20 protein-coding genes and 3 pseudogenes are annotated in these 17569 nt (G+C 68.9%); 10 read left to right on the top strand and 13 right to left on the bottom strand.

Going from position 1 to position 17569, the window contains the following annotated elements; all coding sequences use genetic code 11:
- Nucleotides 1–421, bottom strand: a 421-nt coding sequence (locus ACWDS7_RS36100; RefSeq protein WP_451932911.1) for a serine hydrolase domain-containing protein, incomplete at its 3' end; no start/stop codon positions are given.
- 178 nt (nt 422–599) lie between these two features.
- Between ACWDS7_RS36100 and ACWDS7_RS36095 the strand changes: the two genes are divergently transcribed.
- Together ACWDS7_RS36095 and ACWDS7_RS36090 are read left to right on the top strand one after the other, a co-directional pair.
- Complete coding sequence (locus ACWDS7_RS36095; protein WP_451932910.1) at nt 600–737, top strand: hypothetical protein; 138 nt, start codon at nt 600–602, stop codon at nt 735–737.
- Between the two features lie 4 nt (nt 738–741).
- Nucleotides 742–1518, top strand: coding sequence for a MerR family transcriptional regulator (locus tag ACWDS7_RS36090; RefSeq protein ID WP_451932909.1), 777 nt, complete (start codon nt 742–744; stop codon nt 1516–1518).
- Here ACWDS7_RS36090 and chrA read toward each other — a convergent pair.
- Nucleotides 1512–2876, bottom strand: a complete 1365-nt coding sequence (gene chrA / locus ACWDS7_RS36085) for a chromate efflux transporter (protein WP_451932908.1) — start codon at nt 2874–2876, stop codon at nt 1512–1514. The two genes, ACWDS7_RS36090 and chrA, sit on opposite strands and share 7 nt — an antisense overlap.
- Nucleotides 2877–3268: 392 nt before the next feature.
- Between chrA and ACWDS7_RS36080 the strand changes: the two genes are divergently transcribed.
- On the top strand, nt 3269–3391 hold the full coding sequence (locus ACWDS7_RS36080; RefSeq protein ID WP_451932907.1) for a hypothetical protein: 123 nt from the start codon (nt 3269–3271) through the stop codon (nt 3389–3391).
- 25 nt (nt 3392–3416) lie between these two features.
- Here ACWDS7_RS36080 and ACWDS7_RS36075 read toward each other — a convergent pair whose 3' ends face one another.
- A complete protein-coding gene (locus tag ACWDS7_RS36075; protein ID WP_451932906.1) occupies nt 3417–3827 on the bottom strand; it encodes an ArsR/SmtB family transcription factor in 411 nt (136 codons plus the stop codon).
- 65 nt (nt 3828–3892) lie between these two features.
- Between ACWDS7_RS36075 and ACWDS7_RS36070 the strand changes: the two genes are divergently transcribed.
- A complete protein-coding gene (locus ACWDS7_RS36070; RefSeq protein WP_451932905.1) occupies nt 3893–5968 on the top strand; it encodes a heavy metal translocating P-type ATPase in 2076 nt (691 codons plus the stop codon).
- A 104-nt stretch (nt 5969–6072) separates the two neighbouring features.
- On the opposite strand, the gene ACWDS7_RS36065 is transcribed toward ACWDS7_RS36070, so the two are convergent.
- The 3 genes from ACWDS7_RS36065 to ACWDS7_RS36055 all read right to left on the bottom strand — a co-directional run bounded on the left by ACWDS7_RS36065 (nt 6073) and on the right by ACWDS7_RS36055 (nt 8525).
- Nucleotides 6073–7077 (bottom strand): HEAT repeat domain-containing protein, encoded by a 1005-nt coding sequence (locus tag ACWDS7_RS36065; protein ID WP_451932904.1) that lies wholly within the window; start codon nt 7075–7077, stop codon nt 6073–6075.
- A gap of 6 nt (nt 7078–7083) precedes the next feature.
- Complete coding sequence (locus ACWDS7_RS36060; RefSeq protein WP_370879741.1) at nt 7084–7752, bottom strand: HEAT repeat domain-containing protein; 669 nt, start codon at nt 7750–7752, stop codon at nt 7084–7086.
- Nucleotides 7753–8027: 275 nt separating this feature from the next.
- A complete protein-coding gene (locus tag ACWDS7_RS36055) occupies nt 8028–8525 on the bottom strand; it encodes a winged helix-turn-helix transcriptional regulator (protein WP_451932903.1) in 498 nt (165 codons plus the stop codon).
- A 76-nt stretch (nt 8526–8601) separates the two neighbouring features.
- Between ACWDS7_RS36055 and ACWDS7_RS36050 the strand changes: the two genes are divergently transcribed.
- Entirely contained in the window at nt 8602–9096 is a 495-nt protein-coding gene (locus tag ACWDS7_RS36050; RefSeq protein WP_451932902.1) for a nuclear transport factor 2 family protein, read from the top strand.
- 46 nt (nt 9097–9142) lie between these two features.
- Here ACWDS7_RS36050 and ACWDS7_RS36045 read toward each other — a convergent pair whose 3' ends face one another.
- On the bottom strand, nt 9143–9682 hold the full coding sequence (locus ACWDS7_RS36045; RefSeq protein ID WP_451932901.1) for a DinB family protein: 540 nt from the start codon (nt 9680–9682) through the stop codon (nt 9143–9145).
- Nucleotides 9683–10061: 379 nt separating this feature from the next.
- On the opposite strand from ACWDS7_RS36045, the gene ACWDS7_RS36040 reads away from it, so the two are divergent.
- Nucleotides 10062–10256, top strand: a complete 195-nt coding sequence (locus ACWDS7_RS36040; protein ID WP_451932900.1) for a hypothetical protein — start codon at nt 10062–10064, stop codon at nt 10254–10256.
- A gap of 598 nt (nt 10257–10854) precedes the next feature.
- Entirely contained in the window at nt 10855–11049 is a 195-nt protein-coding gene (locus tag ACWDS7_RS36035) for a hypothetical protein (RefSeq protein ID WP_451932899.1), read from the top strand.
- A gap of 626 nt (nt 11050–11675) precedes the next feature.
- On the opposite strand, the gene ACWDS7_RS36030 is transcribed toward ACWDS7_RS36035, so the two are convergent.
- The 4 genes and pseudogenes from ACWDS7_RS36030 to ACWDS7_RS36015 form a co-directional block, all read right to left on the bottom strand.
- On the bottom strand, nt 11676–11894 hold the full coding sequence (locus tag ACWDS7_RS36030; RefSeq protein ID WP_451932913.1) for an NUDIX domain-containing protein: 219 nt from the start codon (nt 11892–11894) through the stop codon (nt 11676–11678).
- Between the two features lie 132 nt (nt 11895–12026).
- Nucleotides 12027–12491, bottom strand: a pseudogene (locus ACWDS7_RS36025) (transposase); the annotation flags it as partial.
- Between the two features lie 39 nt (nt 12492–12530).
- On the bottom strand, nt 12531–12839 hold the full coding sequence (locus ACWDS7_RS36020) for a transposase (RefSeq protein ID WP_451932898.1): 309 nt from the start codon (nt 12837–12839) through the stop codon (nt 12531–12533).
- A 286-nt stretch (nt 12840–13125) separates the two neighbouring features.
- A complete protein-coding gene (locus ACWDS7_RS36015; protein WP_451932897.1) occupies nt 13126–13326 on the bottom strand; it encodes a hypothetical protein in 201 nt (66 codons plus the stop codon).
- A 288-nt stretch (nt 13327–13614) separates the two neighbouring features.
- Between ACWDS7_RS36015 and ACWDS7_RS36010 the strand changes: the two genes are divergently transcribed.
- Together ACWDS7_RS36010 and ACWDS7_RS36005 are read left to right on the top strand one after the other, a co-directional pair.
- Nucleotides 13615–14298 carry a hypothetical protein gene (locus tag ACWDS7_RS36010; protein WP_451932896.1) on the top strand — a complete coding sequence of 228 codons (684 nt, stop codon included), beginning with the start codon at nt 13615–13617 and terminating at the stop codon, nt 14296–14298.
- Between the two features lie 38 nt (nt 14299–14336).
- A pseudogene (locus ACWDS7_RS36005) lies at nt 14337–14481 on the top strand (IS1380 family transposase); the annotation flags it as partial.
- Nucleotides 14482–15086: 605 nt separating this feature from the next.
- Here ACWDS7_RS36005 and ACWDS7_RS36000 read toward each other — a convergent pair.
- A pseudogene (locus ACWDS7_RS36000) lies at nt 15087–15725 on the bottom strand (AraC family transcriptional regulator); the annotation flags it as partial.
- Here ACWDS7_RS36000 and ACWDS7_RS35995 point away from each other — a divergent pair.
- Nucleotides 15719–16186, top strand: coding sequence for an NADPH-dependent FMN reductase (locus tag ACWDS7_RS35995; RefSeq protein WP_451932912.1), 468 nt, complete (start codon nt 15719–15721; stop codon nt 16184–16186). The pseudogene ACWDS7_RS36000 and the gene ACWDS7_RS35995 sit on opposite strands and share 7 nt — an antisense overlap.
- Nucleotides 16187–16456: 270 nt before the next feature.
- Here ACWDS7_RS35995 and ACWDS7_RS35990 read toward each other — a convergent pair whose 3' ends face one another.
- Nucleotides 16457–17332 (bottom strand): metalloregulator ArsR/SmtB family transcription factor, encoded by an 876-nt coding sequence (locus ACWDS7_RS35990; RefSeq protein ID WP_451932895.1) that lies wholly within the window; start codon nt 17330–17332, stop codon nt 16457–16459.
- Between the last annotated feature and the right edge of the window lie 237 nt (nt 17333–17569).

Genomic DNA, 17569 nt, shown 5'->3' with positions numbered 1-17569 from the left:
CCGTCATGTCCACGCCGAGCCCGAACGTGGAGGTCAGCAGGTCCCGTACGGTGATCGGCCGCCGCGCCGGCACGGTGTCGTCCAGCGGGCCGTCGGGCCGCTTCAGCACCTGGCGGTCGGCGAGTTCGGGCAGCCACGGATCCACCGGGTCGTCCAGCCGCAGCCGGCACTCATCGAGCAGGACCATCGCCGCCGCCATCGTGACCGGCTTGGACGTGGACGCCATCCGGAAGATCGTGTCCCGCCGCATCGGCGCGCCACCGTCATGGCGCATCGTCCCGAGCGCTTCGACATGCGTCTGACCGCCCCGGCCGACCAGGGCGACCAGCCCGGGGATCTTCCCGGACTCGACATGCCGCGCCAGCACCTCACGCAGTCTGCGCAGCCCCGCTCCGGAGAAGCCGCTGCTGCTTTTACCCATCATGAGTGGTCATTCCTTATCTCGCGACAGTAGGTGCCGGCGCGGCTCGAAAACCAACGGCGGCCCTGGTGGCTCGGCCCCTTCGAGGCGGCCATGCGACGAGCCTGCGCCCTGACCCAAGGTCAAGGTCAACTCCTGTCGCGACCAGCCGCAACAGATGCGCGCTACCCTCGCCCCTGTGATTGCTCGCAACCCATACCTCAAGGTGAGCGCGGAGGTCGCCGGCGACCACGGCTCGATCCCGAGCGAGGACTTCGGTGCCGTCACCGACGCGGTTCGCGAGACCGCGGCCGCCGACGGTCTGGAGGTGCGCTGAGCCGATGGCAGACGGGCTCACGATCGGTCAGGCTGCGACGTTCGTCGGCGTCACGATCAAGACCGTGCGGCACTATCACCGGCTCGGCCTGGTCGCCGAGCCGGAACGCGACGGTTCCGGCTACCGGCGTTACCGGTCGGCCGACCTGCTCCGGCTGGTCCAGGTCCGGACCCTGGCTGGGGCCGGCGTGCCGCTGGCCGAGATCGGTGACCTGCTCGGCGCCGATCCCGAGCGGTTCGCCGCCGCCCTGGACGACGTCCATCGCCGGCTCGGCGAACGGATCGATGACCTGATCGCGCGCCGCGACACGCTGCACCGGCTCGCCCATGGCGACCGGGTCCTGCTGCCCGAGCGGGCCTGCGCGGTCTTGGACCGACTCGCCGATCTCGGCTTCGGTCCCGAGTACGTGGCCACTCAACGGGAGGCTCTGGTGCTGGCCCGGGTGCTGATTCCGGCGATCTTCGACAGCTTCCTGACCCAGCTCGAACATTCGCTCGACGACCCCGAGCTCGTCGAGCTGACCAAGCGCGGCTTGGATGCGCGGTCCTGGGATCCGGACGACCCGCGGATCGAGAAGCTGGCCTCCACGCTGGCCGACAGGCTGCTGGCCAACCGTGCGGTGCTGGCGATGCCGGCCGGGTTCGGGAACCAGTCAGACGCCGCCGCCCGGTACGGACTGGTCAACCACCACCGCGAGGACCAGGAGCCGTCCATCGCCCGGTTGAACGCGCTGGTCGAGGCGGAGCTGCGCGCGGCCGGCATCGACATCCCGCATCAGTGACGGCCGCCCAGCAGGACGGTGCCGAGGCCGAGCAGGGCGCAGACGCCGAGGACGCGCAGCACCGGCCACTTCAGCGCGAAGGTCATGACGAGCGCCGTGAGGGTGATCGCCGAGGCGATCGGGCTGATCGTGGGCAGGTCGGGCAGCTGGATGATGAACGGGCCCCAACTCCAGGTGCGGGTGGCGGCGAACAGGGTGTGCTCGGCGAAGTAGACGGCGAGGTTGGCGATGACGCCGACGACGGCGGCGGTGATGCCGGTCAGCGCGGCGCTGATCGCGGCATTGTGGCGCAGCCGCTCGACGTAGGGGGCGCCGAGGAAGATGAACAGGAAGCAGGGCACGAAGGTGACCCAGGTGGTCAGCAGCGCCCCCAGCAGCGCAGCCGCCCACGGGTGGAGGATGCCGGGGTCGCGGTAGGCGCCGAGGAAGGCGACGAACTGCACGACCATGATGAGCGGGCCAGGCGTCGTCTCGGCCAGGGCGAGGCCGCGGACCATCTCGCCGGGACTCAGCCAGGCGTAGGTCTCCACCGCGCGCTGGGCGACGAAGGCGAGCACGGCGTAGGCGCCGCCGAAGGTGATCAGCGCGGTACCGGAGAAGAACAGGCCCTGGGTGGTGAACACGCTGTCGGTTCCGGTGAGCGCCGCGACCGCGGCCACCGGCAGCCACCAGGCGGCCAGCCCGACGGCCAGGATCTTGACCGCCGAGCGGAGGCTGGGCTGGGCGTGATGCAGGGCGTCGTCGGGGATCAGCGGCGCCGGCCCGCCGTCCCCGCCGTGCCCGTTGCCCGCCGCGAGAGCGTGCGGGGCGAGCTTGTGCACGCTCCAGCCGACGAGGGCGGCCGCGGCGATGACGATCGGGAACGGCACTCCGAGCAGGGCGAGCGCGGCGAAGGCGGCCACCGCCACGGCGACGAAGATCGGATGGGTCAGGGAGCGCTTGGCGACCCGGATGACGGCCTGGGCGACGATGGCCAGCACCGCCGGGGCGATCCCGGCGAACAGCGCGGTCACCACAGCGGTGTCCTGCCACAGGATGTAGACGGCCGACAGCGCCAGCAGCGCGAGCAGGCCGGGCAGCACGAACAGGATGCCGGCGACCAGGCCGCCGCGGGTGCCGTTGAGCAGCCAGCCGACGTAGATGGCCAGCTGCTGGGCTTCGGGGCCGGGCAGCAGCATGCAGTAATTGAGGGCGTGGTTGAAGCGCTGCTGGCCGATCCAGCGTCTGTCTTCCACCAGGGTGCGCTGCATGACGGCGATCTGCCCGGCCGGGCCGCCGAAGGTCTGCAGCGAGATGAGAAACCAGACCCGCACCGCCTGCCGGAACGCGATGACGTCGTGGTGGGTCTCGGTGCTCATGCCGGCTCCCGTCCCTGCGGCAGGGCGCGTCGGAAGTACTCATACAGCCCGTCGAAGACGGGCCCGGTCCAGGCCCCGCTCGTCGTCGCACACCATCGACAGCCCGTGCAGCACCACGTCCAGGCCGGGTGCTTCGGGCGCATCGAAACGCCCGTCGTCGAGGCCGGCTCCGTGCAGGACAGCAGCACCCGCTGACTCCCCGGCCCGGTCATGCAACCATGGTTACACGTCATCGGGGGCGTCGACGGACCGGGGCTGGAGGGCCCGACAGGGAATCGTCTACCGGCCACCGCATCCTGCACGGCGGCCCGACCGACGGCCAGGCACCGCCTGATCAACGGCTGCTCTGCCCCTCGCCGTAGTTTCGGGGGTACCGGGCCGTCACCGACGAGATGCGTGCCCGGCTGTCGCCGATCGCCTACGACCACATCGACTTCCTGGGCCGCTACGCCTTCACCTGCGCCGACGTCGCCGCCGGGCCGCGGGCCTTCCACGACGGAGGCCTGCCCGCGTGAACGGCGTGCCGCTGGGCTGGAAGGGTCAGCGTGCGGGGCGTGCGTGCGCGACCGCCCGTCCGCTCGGCGGCGCGTCCAACCGAGCCTCGGCGTGGCCGGTCCCGTCAGCGTGGCCGGCCCGGTCGAGGTGGTCGGCGTGGAACAGCCCTTCGGACAGCAGGCGCCGGACGTGCTCATCGGCGGCGCTGTAGTACACGAACGTGCCCTCGCGACGGCCTTTGACGAGTCCGGCCAGCCGGAGTTTGGCCAGGTGCTGGCTGACCGCGGTGGGGGCGGCGTCGGCGAGCTCGGCCAGGCAGGCGACGTTGGACTCGCCCTGCAGCAGCGCCCACAGGATCTTGATGCGGGTGGGGTCGGACAGCAGGCGGAAGGACTCGGCGGCCAGATGCACCTGTTCCTCGTTCGGCATGTCGAAGTCGGGCAGCGAGGTGTGCATGCGGCAAGCCTACCTCGAACCTCACTACATGCGTATCTGCGTGAATGCGCATATAAGATGCTTCGGTGACGACTGATTTGACCACGTTCGACGCCGCCGCGCGCCCGGCGCCACCCCCCAGGCCGCTGCACTGGTGGCGCTCGGGAGCCGGCTCGCTGCCGGAGATGCGCTGGGCCCTGGCGGCCACCGCGCTGTTCGCCACCGGCGGCCTGGCCCAGCTCGCCGGCGCACCCGCCTGGCTCTGGTGGGCGCTGTATCTGACCTGCTATGCCGCCGGTGGCTGGGAGCCGGGCCTGGCCGGGCTGAAGGCCCTGCGTGAGAAGACCCTGGACGTCGATCTGCTCATGGTTGTCGCCGCGATCGGCGCCGCGGCGATCGGGCAGGTCTTCGACGGCGCGCTGCTGATCGTCATCTTCGCCACCTCTGGCGCGCTGGAGGCGGTGGCCACCAGGCGCACCGAGGATTCGGTGCGCGGCCTGCTGGACCTGGCGCCCGACCAGGCCGCCCGCCTCACCGCCGCGGGTGAGGAGGAGATCGTGGCCGCCGCCGACCTGCGGGTGGGCGACGTCATCGTGGTACGGCCGGGCGAGCGCATCGGCGCCGACGGGCGCGTGGTGGCCGGGGCCGGCGACGTCGACCAGGCCTCCATCACCGGCGAGAGCCTCCCGGCCGACAAGCAGAGCGGCGATGAGGTGTTCGCCGGGACGCTGAACGGCACCGGCGCGCTGCGCGTCCAGGTCACCCGGCCCGCCGGTGAGACGGTGATCGCCCGGATCGTGGCCATGGTCGAGCAGGCCGGCGCCACCAAGGCCCGCACGCAGCTGTTCATCGAGAAGGTCGAGCAGCGCTATTCGATCGTCATGGTCGCCGCCACCCTCGCCCTGTTCACGCTGCCCCTGCTGTGGGGCACCTCCGTGGAGGACAGCCTGCTGCGGGCGATGACGTTCATGATCGTGGCCTCGCCCTGCGCGGTGGTGCTGGCCACCATGCCGCCGCTGCTGGCCGCGATCGCCACCGCCGGCCGCAACGGCGTGCTGGTCAAGTCCGCCGTGGTGATGGAACAGCTGGCCGACGTCGACCGGGTCGCCTTCGACAAGACCGGAACCCTGACCGAAGGCCGCCCGCACCTGGCCCAGCTGCGCGTCCTGTCCGAGGTCGGGCTCGGCGGGGAGCCCGGCAGCGAGCCCGACGCCGAGCCCGATGTCACGGCCGGGACAGAGGCCGGGCAGGAGGCCGACCGGCTACTCGCGCTGGCGGCCGCGGCCGAGCAGGGGTCGGAACACCCGCTGGGCCGCGCCATCGTCGCCGACGCCCGCCGCAGAGGCCTGCCGCTGCCCGCCGCCACCGGCTTCGCCGCCCTGCCCGGCCGAGGTGTCCGCGCCCTGGTGGCGGGCCGGCTGGTCGAGCTCGGCAGCCCGGCCCGGCTGCTGGAGCAGACCGGGACGGCCGAGACCGAGCAGGACCTCAAGCGTGCCCGCGCCGTGGTGGCCCAGCTCGAAGACGACGGGCTCAGCGCCGTCGTGATGCTCCTGGACGGCCGCAGCGTCGCCGTCTTCGGCCTGGCCGACCGCATCCGCGCGGGCGCCCCCGCGGCCCTCGCGCAGCTGACCAGCCTGACCGGCACGGCCCCGGTCCTGTTGACCGGCGACAACCCCCGAGCGGCGGCCCGCATCGCCGGCCAGGCCGGGATCACCGAGGTGCGGGCCGGGCTGCTGCCGCAGGACAAGGTCAGCGCCGTCCACGAACTGCAGCGGCACGGCACCCGGCTGGCCCTGGTCGGCGACGGCGTCAACGACGCCCCCGCCCTGGCCGGCGCCCACGCCGGAATCGCGATGGGAGGCTCCGGGGCCGACCTCACCCTGCAAGCCGCCGACGCCGTCGTCACCCGCGACGACCTGGCCGCCATCCCCGCGGTCCTCGCCCTGGCCCGCCGCGCCCGCCGCCTGGTGGTCGCCAACCTGGTCATCGCCGCCACCTTCATCGCCGTGCTGGTGGCCTGGGACCTGCTCGGTGAGCTGCCGTTGCCGCTGGGGGTGGCCGGGCACGAGGGCTCCACCGTCATCGTCGGCCTCAACGGCTTGCGTCTGCTGCGTGACGCCGCCTGGAAACGAGCCGCCGCGATCCCGGGCGGCCGTCGGTAGGCCCGCTCGGCGCTCTCGACCCGCTCGGCGGCAGAGGCGGCGGTGCGGATCTCGGCGGCGCCGGGCCCCTTGTCCAGGGCACGCAGCACCCCAGGGAAGATCCGTCATCGTGCGTCGCGTATCCCGAGAATGTATGCCGCGGTAAGCGCAACGGCACGGTCTTCGTCATGTGACAGATCTGCGAGGGCCCGTGACGCTGTGGCTCCCGGAATACCCGCGAGCGCCTGTGTCAGCCGTCGACGTGCGGACGGTTCAACGGTGCCCCGGGGGAGGCGATCAACGATCCTGGTAGTGATCTGATCCGCCAACGCGGGACGACTCGCCAGCGCGCTCAGCGAATCGGCGGCATCGACGTCATTCGTCCCTTCGATGACCATATCGATGAGCGTCGGGACCGCGTCGGCCACTCCACGTGCCCCGAGTGCCAGAGCCGCATACCTGCGGACCACGATGTCGGGGTTTGCGAGGGAGTCCCGCAGCAGCGCGGTCGCCTCACCGTTCGGAATCTCGGCGATGGACTGGACGGCGCGTTTGCGCACCGCTGCTGCTGGTGAGCCGAGACCCTCCGCCAGCAGCGCCAATCCGTCATCGCCCGATCGCGCCAGAGCCCATCGAAGGGCTCCGGCGACGTTCGGGTCCGTCTCGCTCAACACTGCCTCGACCAGAGCCTCCACCGGCACCGGAACCTCTTCGGCGGAGGACAGGGCCGCGCGCTGGCGCTTGCCGGCGCTCTCCGACCCCAGAGCGTGCAGGAGGGCGACGATCTGGAGGACGTCCTCCCAGTCGGCGGGTTCCGCGGCGCCGATCCGACGCAGTCGGGTGAGCAGCTCCGTCTCAGCCGCGATGCGTTCTCGCGTCTGGCGGATGAGGTCGTCGACGAGCTCCGAGGGCGTGAAGCCGGGATCATCCAGCGCGCGCCCGACGTCACGCAGCGACAGCCCCAAGGACCGCAGGCTCTCGACATGGAAGATCCGCCGGATGTCCTCGCTGGAGTACTCCCGATAGCCGGCCTCGGTACGGCCCGTCGGCCGCACCAGGCCGAGCGATTCGTAATGCCTGAGCATGCGGGCGCTGACCCCGGACCGCCGTGCCACGTCACCGATCAACACTGCCCATCACCCCTCCTTGCCGGTGGTGCCGAGGGCCACGACGCGCTTCGCCTCCTCGATCGCGAACCCGAACCCGGCATCCGGGTCGCGCAACAGCCGTTCCGTGGCGATCGCGTGCTGACGCACGCGAGGGTCGAGATCCGTCATCGCGGCGCGCAGCGTTGGCACGATCACCTCACCGAGCGCGATCAGCGCCCGGCTGAGGCTCAGCTGCGTCTCACGCTCACCGCGCCCGAGCTGTGTCGACAACACTGCGGCCAGCTCGGGCTCCTCACCTTCGGGCACGAGCACGACCGCCGCCCGCCAAGCGCTCCGCGCCACCTCGTCGTCGGCGTCGGTCAGAAGCGCCCGTGTGATCGCCGGCCACGCTTGCCGATCCCCGATCTTGGACAGCGTGTGCAACGCCTGGCTCCGTGCCTGCGCACGCTCCGAGCGGACTTCCTTGAGAAGCTCCGGTACCGTCATTGACGCCGAGTGGCGGGTGAGTGCCCACGTCAGCATGTCGCGCACATAGAATTCGGGCTCGATCGCGCATCGTTCGATGAGCTTGTCGATGAACCGCGGGTCAGGGGTCGTGCCGACCGCCAGCGCTGCCCGCAGCCGCACTGACGAGCTGCTGTCCTCCAGCCCCTGAAAAGCTCGGACCGTATCCGTTCCCTGTTTCGGCATGGCCATCGGGACCACCTCCTTGGCAACAGTGAAGACCTTGTCACCGTGTCAAGGTCAAGTGGGGTCACGGCGCGAGATCACCAGGCACCCACTGCCTGCCGAGTCCGGTGCTTGTCAAGTCACGTCAAGGACCAGCTGGATGCGCACGCCACATCCGCCCGTCTCCCCATCCCGAGTGCCGCCTGCATGCTCATTTCCAGCGTCGCGCTCCACCCGCACGGGGGAGAAGAGCAGGGCTCTGTCCTGTGCAGCATTGCCGGGTACGCGTGCCGGCGTGTCCGTCAGGTGGCTCGCAGATATTCGGGCATCAGCTGGGTTCCCGGACCATCGGTGCCTCCGGGACCGGCCTCGGCGTGCACCTGCGAGGCGTTCAACGGCTCGCCGCACTCGCCGCAGCAGACTTGGGCACGGGTCACTGCACCGCACTGTTCATGGCGGAGCAACGCTGGTGGCCCGGCCTCGCCCGCGGTCCATCGATCTCCCCACGCGATGATCGCGAACATGATCTCGCAGAGTTCGAGGCCCTTGTCCGTGAGGTGATACTCGTGCCGGACGGGGTGCTGCGAATACGGGCGGCGCTCGAGGACGCCTTCCTCGACGAGCCGTTGCAGCCGCTCGGCCAGCACCTTACGGGAGATTCCCAGGTCGCGCCGTATCGCGTCGAATCGGATGATGCCGACGAAAACATCCCGAATGATCAACAGGGACCACGGCTCGGCGGCGATGTCCAGAGTCCGCGCGACGGAGCAGGTCATGGCCCCGAATGAGGTGCGCTGCATGTTCCGCAGTCTAGTTCCCTGAGGAGACCGACCCTGATAGCGTCAGTCTCCTAAGGGAACTGACCTGGAGGCAGGGATGTACAGCACGATCGTCGCGCGCAGGGTACGGACCGCTTGGAACCACCTCAACGACCGCGACATCGAGTCCGTCCTGAGGATGTTCGCGCCGACGTTCACACACCGCTTTGCGGGAGAGAACGCCATGGGAGGAGTACGCGACAACATCGATTCCCAACGCCGGTGGTTCGAGCGGCTGTTTCGACTGCTCACCGATATCCGGTTCACCGTTGATGATGTGCTCGTCAAGGGATGGCCCTGGCGTACCCGGGTCGTGGCGCTCGTGCGGACCAGCGGCACGGCCGCCGGCCACCCCTTCCGCAACGAGTTCGCCCAGACGATCGAGCTGCGCTGGGGCCAGATCACACGTGTCAACGTGGTCGAGGACACCGAGAAGATGGCGACGATAATCGGCCATCTCATCGAGAGTGGTGTCGAAGAGGCCGGCGCTCCGCAGATCAGGGACCGCCCGGACCCACGCGATCTCGACAGCCGCTCGCCGGACCCTCGTTGAGCCCGGGCCCGGCGGCTGTCGGCGCTGTACAACGTCCGCGCAGTGGTTACTCTCCGGTGAGCCCGTCTACCGCCTCCCGCAGGAGGTCGGCATGGCCGTTGTGCCGCGCGTACTCCTCGATCATGTGGCACAGGATCCATCGCAGACTCGGTGCCCGGCCGTCGGGCCAGGTGCGCCGGGCCCGACGCTCCAGGCCGCCGTCGGCCAGCGCCTCCGCGACCAGGGATCGGGAGCGGGTCACGGCATTCTGCCAGAGCGCATGCAGCTGCTCAGGGGAGTCCTCGGCGGCCGAGTGCCAATCCCAATCGGGGTCGGCCTGCCAGTTCACCGTGTCCCACGGGGGTTGTCGGTCTTTCCCGTGCAGCCATCGAGAAAACCAGTCGTCCTCGACGTAGGCCAGGTGCTTGAGCAGCCCGCCCAGGGTCATCGACGAGGCGCCGACGGTGGCCTTCAGACCGGTTACGTCCAGGCCCGCGCACTTCCACACCAGGGTCGCGCGCTGGAACTCCAAAAAGCCCAGGAGAGTGGTGGTCTCATCGGCTTCGAGGGGAGGTTCCGGGCGCTCCTGCTCGTCCAGGTGGATCATGGGCGGTGAGTCTAGGCGTTGAAGCGGCCAGTGGCACCGTCAAGGGATCCGCCAGCCTCGCCACTGCGCTGATTTGTTACCACCGACTCACCAAGTGAGACGTTCTCTTATCCGGGGAGAGGCGGATCATAGGAGGCCTGCCCGGGCGCCCTGGCTCAGCCTCTGCCCGTGCCCGCACGGTACAGAACCACCCAGATAGCGGTCAGGTGACAGTGAGGCAGGTCTCTCTGTCGCCCAGTGAGCTGGATCCGGCTACAGACAGACTGTCCGATCCGTCAGCGACGCCAACCACAAGATCGGTGTACGCGGCCCATCACGACCCGCCACGATCCTTCGAACATGGGGACACAGGCCGGGCCCGTAAGCCAGAGTCGGAGCCATGACCGAGCGACACGTGACCTTGCTGGGCGGCCCGCTGGACGGAACGACGGTCCCCGGGCCGATGGTGGTGACGGATGGCACTTTGGAGACGGGGGCCTACATGGTCGTCCCTCGGGAGACCTCCCGGGCGGCCTACGAACCTGAGCCCGGGGCCGACCCCTACATCTGGCACTACCGGGGATGGATCGACTGACACACCCAGCGGCCGGCCCTGGGGTGCGTCGCTCGCCGGCGAGTCGCGGCCGCCGCGACGAAAGCCCTGTTCCAGGGACGCGGGCGGGGGATGGGGATGCGGCATGCTCCGGTCGTGGCCATCGACCGGATGGGGGAGATGCTGATGTTGATCGTGATCGGTACGGTTAACCCGCACTCACCGCCCTCCTGAACGCCCTCCATGACCGCCCGCGAGAGGAGGGTCCAGGAGCGCGCCCGGGCCGCCGAGTTCCTCGCCTGGACGAACCCGCCAGGGCCTGGGATTTCCGGTTACCGGGCAGAATTCGGGGTCGACGGCGCGCGTCTTACATGCCACCAGTTCTCCCCAGTCCGCCCGGCAACTCCTTTCGGTCATCCCGAGCTGTCGCATGCAGTCGAGAAATATGATGCCCAGCTCTTGACATGACAGAGGGGAGAGATCTCGCTCGACGCAACTCAGATAATCGGAGCTGAGAGCCGCACAGGTGGACATTCCCGCACCGTCGACGTCGACGCGCGCACACCGGTCGACGACATGGAGAGCGCCCGCACAGATGATTTCACCCCGGCGTCCGGATCCTTGCCGGCATTCGGAGACCATGACGCGTGCCTGCGTGCATCCGGGGGATGCCGAATGCACGCCGCGGCACCTCTCGAACACCGGCTGCTCGGCCGCCGCCGATCCGACCAGCGCCGCCATCAACAGGATGGTGGCGCCCAGCATGGCCAGGAGCGGCCGCACACCGCTCCTGAGCGTATTCGATCGCATCGGAATCAATGACAATCAGGTTTGAACTTCGGGTTCAACACGCCTGTACCGCCAGATCGAGCAGAGTCCATTTAGGTGACCCAGGCACCACAGCCCGGATACTGGTCATGGAAATCGGAGAATTTACTGTTGATCCATTCTATGCCCTTTGGATGATGGCGTCTCCGACCAGTCCGACGAGGCCGCAGATGGCTTCGCCTTCTCGTTCTGCGTGACGATGCTACTGAACTCGCAGGGAGTGCCCAGCCCTCTCCCAGTCGCCCAGCACGTTCTGCATCAGCCACAGCTCAGGCGCATAGTAGTAGTCCGTGCACTTCAGTACACGACCACCCGCCTGCGGCTCACACGGCTTGCTGTCCGGCTTGCCGTCGCAGTACTTGTACTTCGGATTCGAAAGCCACCAGGCGAACTTCTCGGCCCAGCGCTCGGGTCGGCGTCATAAGACGCAAAGTAGCTCTATGTAATCGCATGTCAGTGTCGACAGACTCTCTTCTGTCTTCTGTCGACACTCCACCGGAAAACTACGAGGTCGCAGGTAGTGAGCATCAAGAACTCGCGCCGAGAATCAACGTCGGTGAACAGGCCGGTGAGCGGATTCCGACAGGCATCGGCGCGCTGTCCTGACCTGGGAATACGCCCCTACTTTGCGGTCTATGACACCGACCCGAGCGGAAGGCCTACAACATGTCCCAGCTCCTCCCGTAACTCCCGGGCAGCCGCCTGCTGCGGGGTTTCCTCGGGATCGATAGCGCCTCCCGGTGTGAACCACGCGCAGAAAGGGTCCTCCACCTGGAGCAACAAGCCTCGGTAGAGCAGAAGCCGATCGACGTGGTCGATCAGCAGTACACGGGCTGATGACCGAGCGATCATCTTGTACATAGAAACGGTCATATGGAAGGCGGCGCCACCGGCCAGCACACTCGAAAACTCGCTCGACAGAGGAAGTCGCGAGTTCCAAACCTCATTTAAGGGCCACGGCTTGACTCCTTGGAAGCCGTTGTCTTACCGAATGTAGTTCCTGCGTTTGCGCTGGTCAGGCGTGAAGTCCGGTGCCGTGCGGGAGGGATGACGTGTGATGTCGTCTCGTTCGCTGGAGGTCGTGGTGGCGTCGGTGATTTCGTAGTCGCGGGCCAGACGGCGTGAGCGCATCAGCCGGCCGAACGTGCGCTCCACCACCCAACGTCGCGGCAGGACGACGAAGCCGCACATGTCGTCGGTGCGTTTGACCACGGTCAGCGCGATGCCCCACCGCTCGTCGGCCCAGTCGACCAGGTCACCGGTGTAGGAGCCGTCGGCCCACACACGCCGCAGGCGGCGGTGCCTCGCCCGCAGCGCGGGCAGCATCCGGCGGGCGGCCTCGCGGTCGGTGACGCCGGCCGCGGTGACCAGCACCTGAAGCAGCAGCCCGAGCGTGTCCACGACGATGTGCCGCTTGCGGCCGTTGATCTTCTTGCCGCCGTCGTAGCCGCGCGTCGCGGACCGGACCGAGGCGGCGGCCTTGACCGACTATGCGTCGATGTTGCCCGCGGTCGGCTCCACCGCCCGGCCCTCGGCGATGCGGCACCGCGCGCGCAGCCGGTCGTGGAACTCGCCGGCCAGGTCCTGGTCGCGCCAGCGGCGGAAGGACGCGTAGACGCAGGTCCAGGCCGGGAAATCGGCTGGCATCGCCCGCCACTTGATCCCGTTGTCGACCAGGAAACGCACCGCGTCGACCATCTCCCGGTGGCAGTACGCCTCCGGCTGCCCGCCCCGCCCTTCCAACCAGGCGGGCACCGGCAGCGCCGCCCGCACGACCCGCCACTCGGCATCGGTCATGTCCGACGGGTACACGCGTGCCCGGACCGGCCGGCCGTCCGCGTTCCCGTACATGTGCGCGAGGCAGTCACACTCACGGTGGAACGGACTGGACTCGCCCGCCGCGACCGCGTACAACCGTGGCAACAGGGCCTCCTGGACATCTCGTTCGGCTTCGACAACCACTGAGATTCCAAGAGGCCCTGCTCTCATGCGCGGACAGCACAGAAATCACCCTGCCAGGAGACCAAGTCCTATAACCCGACGCCAAGTTCGGCACGACAACGGCTTCTCAGGCATCCGTCGATCAGGTCGCTGCGGTACTGGATTTCGCGGAGTCCCGCCGAAGGTGACGGACGAACTGATCGGTGTCGGTAAATGCGGTGTTGGCCTGCGAGCTGCGCCGGAGCAGCGACCCCTCCAGCACCGCGAACAGGTCCGCGCGCAGTTTGGGCCTGGCCCCGGTCCGCAACGCCGCCAGTTTCACAGTCCCGTCGCCGGCCGTCATCTCGCATGTGCCACGCCTGTAGTCGCACCTCATCGGACCGGGAGCCTACGTCCTGCGTCTGACAACGCCGCGACAGGTCTGGACCTCGGGATCGACGCCTTCGGCAGCAGGGCTCGGACGGATCGCGACCTGCGACGGGCGACGCTCGGATGAAGGAACTCGGAGAAGTGACCTTCACTCGGATCGCCCGTCAGCATTCTGTCGTAGCTGTGAGGGAGGATCACGGCAGCTATCGAACGCTGCGACGGCGACCACCCGCCGATGACCCCACTGTCGAAAGTGAGAGGCATGTTTCTCGAATCGCCCGCCGCAAACTGGGATGCCGTGCCAGTTGAGGAGGCACTGGAGCAGTACGACATGGCTGAAGCGAGCAACCGCACCAGCTGGGATGTCGACGACTATTTCGGTGAGGAACCCGAGCATTTCTACGTCCACCGCGGTGACCTGACGATCGACGGTGCGCTGGCGCTGGGCAACACGCCCTGCGAGGACGAGGACACGGTCTATGTCATCGATGGCGATCTAACCGTCAGCGGTCCCATCACCTTTTGCAACGCGGACGTCTACACTTCGCTCTACGTCACCGGCTCGGTCGTGGCACAGGATCTGGTGTGCCTCTGGGACAGTTGCCTGTTCGTCGGCCGGTCTTTGACCGTCCGGAACCTTCTCGCGACTTCGCTGTACGACCCGGCCGCCCTCGTCGTCAAGGGGCCGGTGTCTGCGCATACCTGGCTTGAGATGGGCGGCCGGGGCTGTATCTACTTCGCCGGCAAACCAACGACCGACACCTGTGTTCGCGGGCACCTGGACGAGTACGCCGAGGGAGCCAATGCCGCTGTCTACCTCGGCGGGGAAGGCAAGGTCGCCAGCGTGGCGGAGGCGGTCCTCCCTGAGTTCCTCGAAGGGGACAGAATCTGCGACAGCCTGAAGATCCTGAAGGCGGTGCTTGAGGGCAGGCCCGTCCTGCGGTAGGCACCCGCCCAGGCGCGCTGTTGTGTCGGTTCGGGGTTCCCGCGAGCGCGTGGACCCCGACCGTCGAAGCCGACGGCACCGTCGGCGAGGACGCGTGGGACGGGGCTGGTCGTGCGGAAGGAACGCCCGCACCCCGGCGCCCAATTGTGGGCCACCGACGTGGACGTAAACCGCGTTCGCTGCGAACACCCCTGGGCTCACCAGCGGAAACGCAGGAACTACATTCGGTAGGACAACGGCTTCTTAGGCAGATCGAATGTCTGCGCATGCCGTACACGCCGCCGGAGCCCGCGCCCGCCCCGCGGACCAGCGCTCCACACTCCCGGCCGAGCCATCCTTCTGGGAGGGAATGCACCTGGACCTGACTGGCGCCACCCGCATCGACTCCGACCTGACCGGCGGCCATGTCACCGAGGCCGTCTTCGGCAAGGCGACCTTCACCGAGTCCACCAGGTTCAACGCGGCGACCTTCACCAAGAATGCCGAGTTCGGCGGGCGACCTTCACCGAGACCCTCGGCTGGGCGAGGCTGTGGTGGTCGATCCTGGAGTCGCTCATGTGTGGCCGGACGGGTGGCGGCTGGCGGTGAGGCCGGACGGGACCGGCCGCGTCGTCGACGGAGAAGTCGGTGGCTCGGCCGAGGATGTCTGACCGCCCGCGGTTGCAGGCCGGCGGCCCATGACACCGGCCCGAGCAGGGGGCCGAGCAGCACTGACCCGCTTCCGAGGTTACGGACATGACCGACTGGTGGCCGCTTCTGGCCGCACCTCGGCTGGCCCTGAACTGGGCCTAGGCCACTGCGACTCGGCGGCGGTACCGGCCGGGCGCCACGCCGAACTCCCGCTTGAAGGCATTGCCGAACGCGAACTCCGATCCGTATCCCACTCGCTCGGCCACCTCCGCCACCGACGCGTCGGACTCGCGCAGCATGCGCGCCCCGCTCATCAGCCGCCACCAGGTCAGGTACGCCAGCGGCGGCTGCCCGACCAGCCCGGTGAAGCGGCGGGCGAAGCCGGACAGCGTGCAGAGCTCGTCCTCGGTCTCGAAGTAGGCCCGCAGAACGTACAGCTGCAACATGTCGAGCAGGGACGAAACGACGGTGTCCGTGCCGGGGCGCGGGCTGTCGATCTCGGCGGCCAGCAGCTCGACGGCGGCCCGCAGCTCCGGATGGCTGCCGAGCGTCGCGGGCAGGTGGATAACGCCAGGCAGCGAGCCCAGGATCGGGTGAGTCCTGTCGAGGTTGAGCCGGTAGCCGCAGGACAGGATCACCGTCTCGGCCCCGACGCCACCGAAATCGGCCGAGGCGAACAGCTCGGAATGCGGGTCGCAGTCCGACTTGACCAGCGGCCTCGCGGGATCGTCGGCCAGCCCGAACGGGCCGCCGTGCGGCAGGAACACCAGGTCACCCACGCTCAGCGGATCTGGCGGTCAAGCGAGGCGATGCCGAGTACGAGCTCGTCGATCTGAAGGACTACGACCTGGGCAACCTGGACGAGCCCGAGCACCCCGCCATGGGCAACTACCGGCACGAGCACACCAAGCGCTGGTCGGCCAAGATCTCGTCCCTGGACGCGTTCGTGACCCCCGAGTACAACAACTCGTACCCCGGCGCGCTCAAGAACGCCCTCGACTTCCTGTACGCGGAATGGAACAACAAGGCGGCCGGTTTCGTCGGCTACGGCGTGGACGGCGCGCCCCGGGCGATCTCGCACCTGCGGCACGTCCTGGGCCTGCTCAGCGTGGCCACCGTGTCGAACCAGGTCGGGCTGTCGATCCACACCGACTTCGCGGACGGCTTCAAGCCCGCCGCCGCCCACGAGGACCGGCTGAATCTCGTCCTCGATCAGGTCCTCGCCTGGGGCTCCGCCCTGCGTCCACTCAGAGGGTGAGCCGGTGACAGGCGGGTGTCCCCGTCGGTCACCGGCAGGTGACCACCCCGGTCCGGTACGGGCGCTCGATCGCGTCGGTGCCGTACCCCGGGTCCAGCCGAGGGCGGCCCGGCGCGGCCCGCCCTCACCGTATTCCGGTGGCCCCCTCAAGAGGTCCGTTGGATTCCGCTCCATTACCGCCGGGACCCCAGGCCCCGGTGCGCCTGCCCGAGCGCGTCACCAGGGGTCCCGGTAGCAATGATGCCGTACCCCGGCGTTGCCGGTGTTGTTTCAGTCCGCGGCGATGGCCGCCACGAGCTTGTCGAGGCTCTGGCCGTAGCCGATCTCGAGGCCCGCGATGAAGTCCGCGGATTCGACCGTGCTGTCGGTGATCCGGAAGCGGACGTCGAGTTCCGTGCCGGCGTCGGTGGGCCGAAGGTCCAGGTGGATGTGGGCGGTGAAGGCGGGGCTGCCGTCGGCAAGCAGCGGGGAGAGCCGGTAGGCCAGGTGCTCGCCGGCGCGTACGTCCTCGACGACTCCCTGCGCGCGCCCGACGACCAGCTCGGAGTCCTCGACCACTTCCTGCGTGCGCCCGACGACCAGGTCGACACCCTCGACGCCCTCGAGAACCTCGAGAACCTCGGCGTCGCGGTACCCCTGGACGATCCGTCCGCCCGGTCGCGCCTCGAAGACGAGCTCGGAGACGCGCAGGTCGTCGGGCGTCCACCAGCGGGCGAGCAGGGGGGCCTCGGTCAGGTGGCGCCAGACCTCCTCCGGGCGCCCCGCCAGCGACCGGTGGAACGTGAACGAGCGGCCGTCGGCCCACCCTGGCTCCTGGGCGGCGAGCCGCTCCGCGTGGAGGTTGTGCCTGTAGCGGTCGTAGGTCTCGTGCGGGCCGCTGATCTGGTCGGTGGTGTCGGCCAGCTGAATGAGCGCGGCCGCCAGCTCCCGCAGGGGTGCGGTCTGGAGCGCGTAGATTCGGCGCTGGCCGGAGCGCTGGGAGGTGACGACGCCGGCACGCTCAAGGGCTTGTAGGTGCTTGGTCGTCTGTGACTGGCGTGCCTCGGCGAGTTGGGCGAGGACCCCGACCGGCCGGGGCCGCTCGGCCAGCAGGCCTACGAGCTGCCAGCGGGTCGGGTCGGCCAGTGCGCTGAAGAGTATGTCCATACCGAGGAATGTGACCAGAGAAAATATTCTTGTCAAGGAATATCTTTGGATAGGGGGATACGGCCGGCCGGTATCGGGCAAGCCAGGTTCGGAGGGACGCCCTCCCGGGCGCCGCAGAACCGCCGTCCAGGCGCGAGGACCCGCCTCGAATACGGGTCCCAGTAGCAACGACGCAGGATGTCCGCAGTCACACGGGCACCGCCAGGCGCACCGGCGGTCGGCGAGCCACACCATGGC

The organism is Streptosporangium sp. NPDC003464, assembly GCF_053588315.1.
The sequence above is the reverse complement of the archived record's forward strand: the minus strand, read 5'-3'. Positions and strand labels throughout refer to the sequence as shown.